Raw genomic sequence first — 12,401 nt, 5'->3', positions numbered from 1 at the left:
GAGGGAGTCAGTCCACGCTCACGGCTTGCCACAGCTGGCTGTCGGCGTTCGTGTCCGTCGTCTGTACGATCTGGCCGCCTGCTGACGTCGAGGAGCCGGACACCGCGAGCAGCTTGCCGCTGTTCACGTTCTTGATCTTGTAGTAGCCGTTTCCGGCGGCGACCAGGGTCCAGTGCTGGCTCGCGGCGTTGGTGTCGGTCTGCTGGACGACGGTCGCGCCGTCCGTGGTGGACCCGCCGGTGACGTCCAGCAGCTGACCGCTGTTCTCGTTGACGATCTCGTAGCTGCCATCACTGACCGGGGCCGACAGCCAGCGCTGGTTCTGCGCTCCGGTGTCGTTCCACTGGAGGACGTTCGCCCCTGCGGTGGTCGATGCGCCCGAGACGTCGATCGCCTTGCCGCTGTTCTTGTTGAGGATCTTGTAGAGCACGCTCGTGGCGGGGAAGGGGATGGAGGCGAAGGCGTCCAGGGCGCAGACGGTGTTGGACGAGGCCGTGTTCTTCGTTCCGGCGCACACGACCTTGATCGTGTGGGGGCCCGCTGCGAGAGCCGTCTTCTCGAACAGCGGCACCTGCTTCGTCACCGTCGAGGCGTAGGCGTCGATGCCCGACTGCGCCAGGGTGCCGTCGAGGTAGACGTCGACCTTGCCCATGTTCGGCTGCTTCATGCTGAGATAGCGCACGCCCGAGCCGGTGAAGGAGTACTGGACGGAGTCGCCCACCCGGTTCGTGAACTTCTCGGACCCGTTGAAGTCGCGGGAGTCGTTCCAGTTCGACCAGCCGGAGGAGTAGGTGAGGCCCGAGTCCTTGTCGTCGACGTAGGCCCATCGCTGCCGTACGAGCGACTTCGACGCGGGGGACGCGTTCCCCTGGGCGTCCACGACGTAGAGGCGGTAGTCGCCGGGTTTCGGCGGGACGGCGACGGTCGTCGCGGTTCCGGTCGCCTTCGTCATGGTGGGGTCGACGGCGAACGTCGTCGTACCGGAGGGGGCCAGCCACAGAGTCTCGGTCGCGTCACCCAGGGGGCGGACGGGGACGGACGACACGCCCTTGTCGGTGAACGTGCTCGCGGGCAGGGCGTAGTCCTGCGGGCCCAGGTTGCTCTGGGGGACGATGTCCTTGTAGGCGTCCTCCAGGCCGGAGTTCACAGCGATGCTGTATGCCTGCGACGGCCACACGTTGTCCGGGTAGGCGTGTACGTCCTGGATGGTGCTGTTCGGGACGCTCTTGCTGAAGATCTTGTTGACGGTGCCGTAGGTGTTGGTGATGTTCAGGTCGTGCTGGCGGCCCCATGTACCGGAGTTGATGGTGTAGGCCACGTTCGGGTCGACGGCGAGCACGTTGTCGTGGAAGTTGAGGTAGGCGGACCCCTCATCGGGGTGCAGTCCGTACTTGTGGCCGGCCGGCACGCCCTGGATGTAGTTGTTGCTGATCACGGTGCCCGGCTGGCTTCCCAGGTCGTAGATGGGAGCGGAGTCGCCCAGCACCTGCATCGTGTCGACGATCTCGTTGAAGCTGATGGTGTTGTTCTTCGCCGTGGTGGTCGGGTTCCCGGGATTGATGGAGTTCGCCGAGCCGTCGAAGTTCCACCATCCCCAGCCGAGGGTGATGCCCGCCCACGGGGACTTCTCGATCCGGTTGTGCTGCACGGACAGCGAGTCGGTGAAGTACGCCGACATGGGGCTGGACCCCTGGAACAACACGGCGCTGTCGTAGAGGTAGTTGTCCGTGATCGATATGTTCTTGCAGACGCCCTCGACGTTCACCGGGTACTTCTCGTGGTTGGACGAGGTGTAGTCCCCGATGTACACGTGCTGCGGGTGCCCCACGGTGATGGCGGACCCGGCGATGTCGTTCGTGACGTTGCCGGTCAACTGCGAGTCCGTCACGTCGTTGGCCATGGTGATTCCGTCGGCGCCGGTGTGCTGCACCGTGTTGCGCTGCAGGACGATCCCGTCGGCGTTCTCGATCTGGACGGCCGCGGGCGGCAGGTCGACGTTGCGGTAGGTGTACGCGTGGAAGTTCTGCCTCGCGTACACGGTCGAGCTGGCGTTGCCCTGCTGGCCCTGCCGGAAGACGGAGCCCGCGACATTGACCAGGTTCCAGTCGGAGTGCTCGACCGTGAGCCCGGAGAACGTGATGTTCCGCGCGTGGTCGGTCGTGGACGTGCCGGCGATCTTGATGAGGGTGGACACATTGTTCGGCGCGAAGACCTTCGCCGACGTCATGTCCTCGGAGCCGGACTTGTCGTAGTAGAGCGTGTGGCTCGTCTTGTCGAAGTAGAACTCGCCCGGCTGGTCCAGGAATTCGTACGCGTTCATGAAGGTGTGGCTGCCGCTGCCGGCCTTGAAGTTGCCGTTGGGTGGTCCCTGGGCGATGGCCGCGCCCGGCTCCTGGAACAGGGCCACCCGGTTGGCGCCGTCCGAGCTCGTGGTGATCTGGCGGACGCCCACGATGGCCGTGGTCCAGGTCGTCGCCGACTTGATCTCGACGTCGTCCTGGTTGACGGCGACGGCCGGCAGGTCGGAGAGGCTGTACTTGGCCCCGTCGCACTGCGAACCCGACTCCCAGGCCCAGGGAGCCTGGCCGGCCGTGACGGAGTAGGTCCCGTAGCAGCCGGCCGAGTTGATCGTCTTCGACGCCATCTGGGCCCGCTTGCCGTTGACGTACAGCGCGCGGAGCTTGTTGTCGCGGTTGAGCGTGGCCTTCCAGATGTTCCCGCTGTGCTGTCTCCAGCCGGTCACCTGAACGCCTCCGTTCAGCACCGGTTTCTCGTTCTGGTAGGCGGCGTACACGACATGGTGGCCGTTCGTTCCGGAGTCGGCCGACGTGAAGTTGATGGTGCTGCTGACCGGGTAGGTGCCGCCGCGGAGATAGACGTTGATGTCTCCGGTCATGTTGTCGTTGACCGTGCGTACGACGTCCCGTGCGTGCTGCAGGGTCTTGAACGGTGCGGTGATCGTCCCGGGGTTGGCGTCGTCGCCGTCGGGGGCGACGTAATACGTCGCCTGGGGCGCGGCCGAGGCCGGGGTCGGCGTCGTGAGGGATGTCAGCAGCGCTGCGGAGCAAGCCATCGCAAGCACTGCTGACACCTTGCGGATGATGGAGGTGACGGGTTTGTGACGGACTGCGAGTGTCATCGCGAGGTCAGGGTCCCTTCGGTGCCGACGCCGATGGGTCAGCAGCAGGTTGACGTGGGTGCAGGGTGTCGCGGGTGTTCGCCGCGGGTGCTTCGGGCGGAGGTGGACGAGATGGGTCAGGTGTGCGGGGTGTGGGCGGTCATCTCCAGTTCTCCGGTCTTGCGGGAAGGCTGTCGAAGGTGGTCGCGGTGCCCGCGAGAATCGCCCAGGTCCCGTGGGGGGAACGTCGAGCAGTTCGCCCACCATGGCGGATGTCGGCGGTGGTCCACCCCGCATGGTCCGCCTCGGTGATCAGCTCCGACACTGTGCAGACCACGTGCGGGTGTGCGGCTCACAGGAGCAACTGGCGTTGCCGGTAGGCCGGTTCACCGCTGGCGATCGAGCGTTTGCTGCAGCTGCCCGAGGATCAGGTCGAAGTAGCCCTGCATGGCGTCGGTGAGGTCGAGGATGTTGCCGCTGGCGACCTGCAGGTTGACGTTGGCGTCGGTGGTGAAGTCGTCGGCCCAGGAGCCGTTCCAGGTGCCGGTCCAGTTGCCGGTCAGGCGTGGTGGCAGGACGCCACTGGAACTGATGAAGAGATAGCGGCCGGAGTCGTACATCCGCTCCAGCAGTGCGACGTCGATGGCGGACGCGTTGCTGTTCTGGCGGGCTATGAGCTCGCTGGTGGCCAGCCGGCGGTCGGCGGCGGAGACGTTCAGGTCGATGCTGGAGCGGTCGTACATCGCCTGGTGCTTGGGGGCGTGGCGGCCCAGGAGGGTGGCGTAGTCGGCCCCCAGCGCGGCGAGGGCGGTCTGCAGGGGCCGGCTGTTCCAGCCGGTGGAGGTCTCGTACCGGTCGAGCTTGGTCAACAGCAGCACCTTGGTGGCCTTGGCGACCACCAGGGTCTGCCCGTCAGCGGTGACGGAGGAGCCGCTGCCGGAGACCACGACGCGGGTGACGCCCTCGTAGCCGTAGGCGCCGCCGGAGGGGTAGGTGCCGCGCAGGTTCAGGTAACCGTCGGCATTGGTGACGGTGGCGGTGGTGGAGAAGGACACGCTGGTCGGCACGCCCGTAAGAGCGGTGTTGACGCTGAGGATGGTGTCCACGGTGCGGCCGGTGGCGGGCAGCAGCTCGTGGACGATGACCTGGTCTGCGCGGGAGACGAAGACGTGGCGCTTCCAGGTGCCGTACTGGTCGGTCCAGGTGTGGGTGATCTCGCCGGTGCGGAAGTCGGTGATGCGGGCGAAGTCGTTGACGGTGGTCATGCCCGGGGTGCTGAGCTGGAGTTCGTAGCCGGGGTGGAAGGTCTGGGTCCAGCGCAGGCTCCAGCCGTGGTCGAAGGTGGCGGAGGCACCGGAGTAGTCGCCGGCCAGCGCCTGGTCCCGGGCGGTCTCGAGATACGGCGAGATCACGGGGGGCATGACGCTCCGGCTGCCGTTGGGCAGCACGAAACGGTGGTGATTGAAGATCATCTTCTCGAGCGTCGGCGCCCCGTAGTAGACGGCCCCGTACTCGCCGTTTCCGCTCAGGAATCCGTCGGTCCAGGCGGCGGCGGTGGCGTTGTCCCAGATGCCGCGGTCGGGCAGGGTGGCCTGGGGCGGTACGGCCGCGGCGGCCCTGGAGGCGAAGACTAAGCCGGGCAGGGCCGTGGCGCCGGCGGCGAGGACGGCCGTGGTGAGGAAACGCCGACGGTTGAGGGGGAGGTCGGGCAGCGGCATGGGTCGACTCCGTTGTCGGACGGTGAGTACCACTGGGCGCAGGGGTGCCACCGGTGCGGGTGCGGTGGTGGAGCCAACAGCGCTTTGTCAGACATGCGGTGGCTGCCTCAGCCGTGGACGGCGGAGCCGGACGGCTGAGGCCGGCCCGCCCCGGGGGACGGACCGGCATCGAGTGGCTACGGGGTCACGGTCACCCCGGGCGCCATCTCGGCGGTCCCGTTGATGAGCTTTCCGGAGCCGGTGGCGCCTTCGGAGCTGACGAAGCGCAGCTCGTGGTTGGTGCCTCCCGCGTTGCAGACGGCGAGCAGGAGCGTGGACTGCTTGGCCGCGTAGGCGTTCTGGACGAAGGAGGTGATGTCGACGGTGATGTCGCGGCCGTCGATGGCGTTGCCCTGGTGGGTCCCGCCCCCCTCGGGGACGACGGTCGAACCGAGGGTGAAGGTGGCCGACTTGGCGACGGAGGAGGTCGTGGCGGTGAAGCTCGGCCGGTTCTGCCAGGTCATCGTGCTGATCGGGCAGGAGGTGCCGCCGCCGGTGCAGGTGGTGTCGCTGACGGGCTGTACGAGGAGTTGGTCGGTGTCGGTCGACGGGACCGTCGCGTAGCGGTGGCCGACGTAGGTGAGATGGAGTGTCGCCTGGCTCGGTGCCTTGGTGAGGCTGCTGATGGGGAACTGGAGGTAGGAGAGCTTTCCGTCCCCGGATCCCGTGGTGTACTGCTCGCCCATCAGGCCGGTCCCGGTGTTGCGGGTGATGAGGGTCAGGTCCGAGGAGTTGTTCTTGGTCTGGTCGCCGCTCCATGCACCCACCCAGGTGTCACCGTTGGTGAGGGCGCCGGTCTTGACGTTCTGGGTCTGGCCGTTCGCGTCGGTGAAGGTGGACGTCAGCGTGCCGATCGTGCTCGGCGCCAGGGGGAACTGGCTGGTGTATTCGACGAGCTGGCCCGCGACGCGGAGGTTGTTCAGCGTCACGTTCGTGGAGCCGTTCAACGTGCTGTTGTTCGTCTTCTGCTGAGAGAACCAGACGTCGTCGAGCTCGAAGGTGCCGATCGGGGTCTTGGGGTACGTGTACGTGGCGCCCGATCCGTCGGGGTTGGGGGCGAACCCATAGGTCGCCTGCTGGTCGGCGGTGATGGTCTGGTTGGATCCGTTGCCGCCGTTGAGCCCGATCGGTCCCTGGGTGAACCGGGAGGTGTCGATCGAGCTGTTCTTCACCACGATGCTCTGGATGCGCGGGTACGGGTTGGGGCCGTTGTGCACGAAGATGCCGCCGGCCAACGGCGACACGGAGTTGAAGTTGTCGAACGTGTAGTTGGTGAGCCGGTAGCCGTACGGGCTCCATCCGATCCGGATCGCGTTGCCGGCGGCGACGGACCAGTTCAGCGTGTTGCTGACCGAGATGTTCTTCGAGTCCTCGTTGTCCCAGTGGTAGTTGTTGAACCCGAGATCGTCGGCGACGGTGTCGTGGGCGGCCACCGCGTTGACATAGCCCTGGACGTCGGCGCTGGAGGTGCCGAGCTGGAAGTTGTTCCAGACGCCGGAGGCCAGCGGGGTGAATCCGTCGCTGGGGTTGTAGTGGCCGGAGGCGAACGCGTCGTCGTTGCCGAGGGTGAAGACGCCGTTGGCGGTGATGTCCTGGCCGCCCGCGAAGTCCGTCCCGTCGACCCACGGCTGGCGGTACGGGGTGAGGGCCTTGATGTTGTTGAACGTCACGCGGTTGGCGCTGTGGGTCTCGTAGTTCCATTGCTTCGCGTTGCGCTCGTAGGTGTCGTTGAACGTGATGTCCGACGAGTGCATGACCATGACGCCGCCCTGGTGCTGGCTCCGGTAGGCGTCGTGCAGATCACCGCTGCTGCGGGCGTTGTAGTTCGCCACGCCGTTGCCGTCGAAGACGCCGCGGCCGTCGATCTCGATGTCGTTCGAGCTGATGATCCCGATCGCCGGCTCGAACGCCTCCATGTACGCCTGGACGCGGTTCTTCAGCAAGGCCCCTTCGGCGGTGTAGATCTTCAGCTTGCCGCCCTTGAGCTTGCGGCCGTCCAGACCGTTGACCAGGAGACCGGACCATACGTAGGTGCCGTTCGGGAAGTAGAGCGTGTTGAGCGCCGTGGGGTGGGCCTTGATGGTGTCGAGGGCGGCCTGCAGGGCGTACGTGACGTCATTGGCGGCCATCGTCCGCACGTTCGGGTATCGCACATTGACGCTGCTCGCGCTCACCAGGCTCCCGGCCGAGGTCTGCTGACCGGCGGGTATGGCGGTGCCGTCGACGGTCTTGCCGGCCATGGAGCTCGTCGTCGCGGCGGGAGCCTTCTGGGCCGCGCTGTTCGGGTGCGCCGTCAGGTACTTCGCGGCGAACTCCTGGAAGTTGAGAACACCGGTCTGCAGGTTGACGCCGGAACCGTCCGGTGCGCTCGTGGTGTCCGGACGCTGCGCCGGGTCCTCCAGAGGGTCGTTGACGACCGCCAGGTAGGGCTGTCCCGTGGCGTTGGTCGAGTCGCCGTTGACCATCACGATCGCTTCGTTCAGCCCGGCGGCGGCTGACATCTGGAACGTCAGGGTGTGCTTGTCCGTGCTCACCGAGACGCTGCTGGAGGGGTAGTAGCGCGCCGGGTAGATGTTCACCGTGTCGATCGTGGTGCTGGGCAGCGTGACCGTGATCGTCGGTGTCCGGGAGTCCGACGCGAAGCGCGCGATGTCGAAGTTGTGGCCGTTCTCGGTGTATTGGACAGCCTGGACGGGCGTGCCGGCGACCTGCACCTGGTACTTGGTGGAGGCCACGTCCGGGGAGGTCGTCGTACCGCCCCCCACTCCGGTCGGTGCGTAGGTGTGGACGGTGGCGGCGGCGTGCGCGGGGACGATGCCGGTGAGCATGAGGCTCGCCACCGTGATGGTGGCGCCGGCAGCGGCCGAGATGAAGCGCTTCACACGCGAACCGCGTCGCGCCGGGGCGGGGTTCGGGTCGGCGTCGCCGTCGGCCGGTCTGATCATGTCTGTCTCTCCTCAGGACGAGACCTCTCCAGGTCTGTTCAGGCGCTCGCCGCCTGCTGGAGACGGCGCGGAGCAGTCGCGATGCTGCGGCCGGACCGCAGCCGTCGGGGCCGTCGCGGCCGAGAGGACCACCCCGACGCACCGAGCGCGGGGCTCGGGGTGACATCGAGCGGTTGTTGCGCGCGTGGGCCAGTTGACGACAGCCCCAACGTTGACCGATCCATGAAATCTTGCGTGGCGGAGACGCTACTGCCGCATTTCTGGGACCGTCAATGCTCCGCGCATGTCAAGTCGCGAAAACAATCATGAGGTGCGCATGCGCTCTTATAGGGCTCTGTAATGGCTGGAGCACTGCCATGGTGCAAAGTCTTGCTCTGCCGCGACTGCCGTCCTACAGTGACGCCACTTTCGTGGATCGATAAACGTTTCGGGGAGACTACGTGGTGACGATGGCGGATGTGGCCGCGAGGGCGGGCGTCACGAAGCAGACCGTCTCCAACGTGGTGTCCGGCAAGAAGGTACGGCCGGAGACCCTGGCGAAGGTGAACGAGGCGATCGCAGAACTCGGCTACAAGCCGAACCTGGTGGCGCGCTCACTGCGTACGGGCAGCACGTCGACGGTGGGGCTGTTCGTGCCGTCGGTGGCCAACGCGTTCTATGCGGAGTTGGTCGAGGAGGTGGAGAACCTCCTGGTCGGCCACGGATACAACCTGCTGCTCGCCACGACGCGCGACGATCCCGACTACACCCGGGCCCACCTGGAGAACCTCACCGCGCGCTCCGTGGACGCACTGCTGGTCGCCGGGGACAACGGCGTCGAACAGCAGCTGCCGATGCTTGCCGAGGCCAACTTCCCGGTCGCCCTGTTCGCCTGGGAGGGCGATCCGCCGACCACACTCCCGGTGGTGTCCATCGACTACCAGCACGCCGGGTTCCTGGCCGGGTCCCACCTGCGGGATCTCGGCCACCGGAACGTCGCTGTGGTCGCCGACCTCCCCGCGCACACACCGCGCGTCGAGGGCCTGCGCCGGGCGTTCGCCACCGACGGGCTGGACGACCGCAAGGTGTTCGCCTGCACCAGCGACGACGCCGCCGGCGGTTTCGCCGCGGCCTGCGCGGCGCTGGAGGCGGATCCGGAGCTGACGGCGATCTTCGCCACCCACGACGTCCTGGCCGTCGGTGCCATCGAAGCGGTGGTCCGGTCCGGGCGGCGCATCCCCGACGACGTCAGCGTCGTCGGCTTCGACGACATCGCTCAGGTCGGGCGGATCCGACCGGCACTGACCACGGTCACCTTCCCCAAACGCGAGATGGCCCAGCAGGCCGTCGAACTGCTGCTGCAAGCCGTCGACTCCGGTCGGCCGCCGACCAATGTCGTATCGCTGCTGCGCCCGACCCTGACCGTCCGGGACAGCAGCGGCCCCGCCCAGCACGACCGCTGAGCACCTGGCACCGCCTGACCTGCCACGGCACAGGGCCATGAGCCGCCGGCGCAGTCCTTCCACGCCGTGACCCGCCATGACGGGGCATTTCGAGAGGAAACACCTTCGCTGATGAACGCCCTCGATCCCAACGCCTACGTCGAAGACCGGTCGCCGGGCACCGGACGGCTTGGGCCGCGCGCCGCGTTAGCCTCCGACCTGCCCACGATCGCGCTCGACGGCGACTGGAGATTCCGACTGGCGTCGGGGCTGGACGACCTCACCGGGGACTTCGCCGCGCCGGACTTCGACGACACCGCCTGGGACCTGCTCGCCGTGCCGTCCTGCTGGCAGATGACCGGCCTGCCCGGCGAGCCGCGCTACGGTGCTCCGGCCTACACCAACATCCTGTACCCGTTCCCGGTCGACCCGCCGCGGGTGCCCCGGCAGAACCCGACCGGCGAGTACCGCCGCGAGTTCGTGGTTCCGGAGGGGTTCCCGGCATCGGCTGCGGTGCTCCGGTTCGAGGGCGTCGACTCCGCGTTCGCGGTGTGGCTCAACGGGATCCGGCTCGGCGACGGCAAGGGCAGCCGCCTGACCACCGAGTTCGACGTCTCCGCCGGTCTGCGGCCCGGCCGGAACGTACTCGCGGTCCGCGTGCACCAGTGGTCGTCCGGCAGCTACCTGGAAGACCAGGACATGTGGTGGCTGTCCGGGATCTTCCGGTCGGTGACCGTGGCCGCCCGCAGTGTCGAGGACTTCTTCGTCCACGCCGCCTACGACCACACGACGGGGCAGGGCACCCTTTCCGTCGACGTCACCGCCCCCACCCGGGTGTCCCTGTCGGTGCCCGAGCTCGGCCTATCCGCCGCCGATCCGGCCGGCCCGCACGTGATCGACGCCGTCGAGCCCTGGTCGGACGAGCAACCGCGGCTGTACACGGGGGAACTGGTCTCCGAAGCGGGGGAGCGGATACCGCTGCGCATCGGCTTCCGCTCCGTGGCCGTCGTGGACGGCGTCCTGACCGTGAACGGCAGGCCGATCTCGCTGCGGGGCGTCAACCGCCACGAATGGCATCCGCTGACGGGGCGGACCCTGACCGAGGACATCATGCTGACCGACGTGCTGCTCATGAAGCAGCACAACATCAACGCGGTGCGCACCAGCCACTACCCGCCCGACCACCGCTTCCTGGACCTGTGCGACGAGCACGGCCTGTTGGTGTTCTGCGAGGGCGACCTCGAGACGCACGGCTTCGAACCCGGCGGCTGGCGCCGCAACCCCAGCGACGACCCCGCGTGGCGCGAGGCCTACCTCGACCGGACCGCGCGGCTGGTGGAACGCGACAAGAACCACCCCTCGGTCATCGTCTGGTCGCTGGGCAACGAGTCCGGCACCGGATCGAACCTGGCCGCCGCGGCGGCGTGGATCCGGCAGCGCGACGACAGCCGCCTGATCCATTACGAGGGCGACTTCGCGAGCTGCGCGTACGTCGACCTGTACTCCCGCATGTACATCGGTGTGGACGAGCTGTCCGCCGTGGGGCGCGGCCAGGAGGCACCGACCGCTGATCCGGGCGACGACGCGCACCGCCGCGCCCTGCCGTTCGTGCTGTGCGAGTACGGACACGCCATGGGCACCGGCCCCGGCGGGCTCTCCGAGTACCAGCAGGTCATCGAGGCACATCCGCGCCTGGCCGGTGGGTTCATCTGGGAGTGGATCGACCACGGCATCGCCCGGCTCACCGGCCAGGAGGACCCCCGCTCGTTCTACGCCTACGGCGGCGACTTCGGCGAGGAGATCCACGACGGCAATTTCGTCGCCGACGGGCTGCTCTTCCCCGACCGCACGCCGTCGCCGGGCCTGGTCGAGTACAAGAAGGTCATCGAACCGGTCCGGATCCACATCGACCCGGTGACTCGGCAGATCAGCGTGCACAACCTGCACCATGTCCGCGACACCGGCTACCTGGAATTCCAGTGGACCGTCGAGGACGGCGGCGAGCTGGCCGGCTCCGGCCGTCTGACCGTGCACGAGACCCCTCCGGGCGCGACGAGGACCGTCGACTGGCCCGCCGACGTCATCGCCGCGCTCGATGCGGCGCGCAAGAACGACTCCGGCCACGAGGTGTGGCTGACCGTGACCGCGGTGCTCGCCGCTGACGACACCTGGGCGGCGGCCGGTCACGAGGTCTCCTGGGCTCAGGGGCTGGTCGTGGCTCCGGCCGCCGCACCCGTCCCCCTCACGCCGGCGCCGGCGATCGCGCATGACGGGGCCGTCACACTGGGCCCCGCGCGGTTCGACGCCCGGAGCGGAGTGCTGATACAGCTCGTCGACCTGGAGCTCGACGGTCCGAGGCTGGACGTCTGGCGGGCCCCGATCGACAACGACCTGCTCAGCGCGTTCGGTGAGCCGCAGATCGGCGCTTGGCTCGCCGCCGGACTGCATCGGATGCGCCACGATGTCCTGGTTGTCGAGCCCGACGCGTCGGGGCTGACGGTCATCGCCCGGCTGGCCGCCGCCGGATCCTCCTCCGCGCTCGGCGTGGTCTACCGGTGGACGGCCTGCGAGGGACCGGACGCGGGCCAGGCCCGGCTCCGGCTGGAATGTGCGGTCACCCCTGACGGCGCATGGTCGGTGCCGCTGCCCCGGCTGGGGATCGCGATGTCGCTGCCCGGCTCCGACGCCGAGGTCGAGTGGTTCGGCCTCGGTCCCGGCGAGGCGTACCGCGACTCCCGTACCGCTGCTCGCACAGGCCACTACCGGTCGACTGTCTCGGCGATGCAGACCCCGTATGTCCGCCCGCAGGAGAACGGCAACCGCCACCAAGTCCGCCGCAGCCGGATCACCACCGCTGACGGCACCCTGCTCATCACGGGCGACCCGGTCATCGACCTGACCGTGCGTCCTTGGAGCACCGCAGCCCTGGCTGCCGCTTCCCACCAGCACGACCTGGTCGGCGACGGCCGACTCCATCTCCACCTCGACCACGCGCACCACGGCCTCGGCAGCGCGGCCTGCGGCCCGGGCCCGTCAGCATCGGACGTCCTGGCCGCGGTCCCGACGGTGTTCAGCCTGGAGTTCAGCACCAGTCGGTAGGCGGGCCTGGCCGCCCGCCCACCGACAGCCCAGCAAGTCAGTCCCCATCACGAAGGGTTTC

At 68.0% G+C, this 12,401-nt stretch carries 5 protein-coding genes; 2 read left to right on the top strand and 3 right to left on the bottom strand.

What is annotated here, in order from left to right:
- Positions 1-7: 7 nt before the first annotated feature.
- The 3 genes from ACIBW9_RS33775 to ACIBW9_RS33765 all read right to left on the bottom strand — a co-directional run bounded on the left by ACIBW9_RS33775 (position 8) and on the right by ACIBW9_RS33765 (position 7,820).
- Entirely contained in the window at positions 8-3,091 is a 3,084-nt protein-coding gene (locus tag ACIBW9_RS33775) for an RICIN domain-containing protein (RefSeq protein WP_398960827.1), read from the bottom strand.
- Between the two features lie 413 nt (positions 3,092-3,504).
- Positions 3,505-4,836 carry a glycoside hydrolase N-terminal domain-containing protein gene (locus ACIBW9_RS33770; RefSeq protein ID WP_398960826.1) on the bottom strand — a complete coding sequence of 444 codons (1,332 nt, stop codon included), beginning with the start codon at positions 4,834-4,836 and terminating at the stop codon, positions 3,505-3,507.
- A gap of 176 nt (positions 4,837-5,012) precedes the next feature.
- Positions 5,013-7,820: a DNRLRE domain-containing protein gene (locus ACIBW9_RS33765; RefSeq protein WP_398960825.1), complete on the bottom strand. Its 2,808-nt coding sequence runs from the start codon at positions 7,818-7,820 to the stop codon at positions 5,013-5,015.
- A gap of 449 nt (positions 7,821-8,269) precedes the next feature.
- Between ACIBW9_RS33765 and ACIBW9_RS33760 the strand changes: the two genes are divergently transcribed.
- Both ACIBW9_RS33760 and ACIBW9_RS33755 read left to right on the top strand, forming a co-directional pair.
- Entirely contained in the window at positions 8,270-9,262 is a 993-nt protein-coding gene (locus tag ACIBW9_RS33760) for a LacI family DNA-binding transcriptional regulator (RefSeq protein ID WP_398961005.1), read from the top strand.
- Between the two features lie 111 nt (positions 9,263-9,373).
- Positions 9,374-12,340, top strand: a complete 2,967-nt coding sequence (locus ACIBW9_RS33755; protein ID WP_398960824.1) for a glycoside hydrolase family 2 TIM barrel-domain containing protein — start codon at positions 9,374-9,376, stop codon at positions 12,338-12,340.
- The last annotated feature ends 61 nt before the right edge of the window (positions 12,341-12,401 follow it).

It is taken from the genome of Streptomyces sp. NPDC049541, from assembly GCF_044465725.1.
Taxonomy (GTDB): domain Bacteria; phylum Actinomycetota; class Actinomycetes; order Streptomycetales; family Streptomycetaceae; genus Streptomyces.
Note: the sequence above shows the minus strand (reverse complement) of the source record. Positions and strands in the feature narration are given on the sequence as shown.

What these genes read in the sequence shown, in the direction of transcription:
- ACIBW9_RS33765 (WP_398960825.1), bottom strand. Translation starts at nt 7,820, where the DNA reads ATGATCAGACCGGCCGACGGCGACGCCGACCCGAACCCCGCCCCGGCG.
- ACIBW9_RS33760 (WP_398961005.1), top strand. Translation starts at nt 8,270, where the DNA reads ATGGCGGATGTGGCCGCGAGGGCGGGCGTCACGAAGCAGACCGTCTCC.
- ACIBW9_RS33770 (WP_398960826.1), bottom strand. Translation starts at nt 4,836, where the DNA reads ATGCCGCTGCCCGACCTCCCCCTCAACCGTCGGCGTTTCCTCACCACG.
- ACIBW9_RS33755 (WP_398960824.1), top strand. Translation starts at nt 9,374, where the DNA reads ATGAACGCCCTCGATCCCAACGCCTACGTCGAAGACCGGTCGCCGGGC.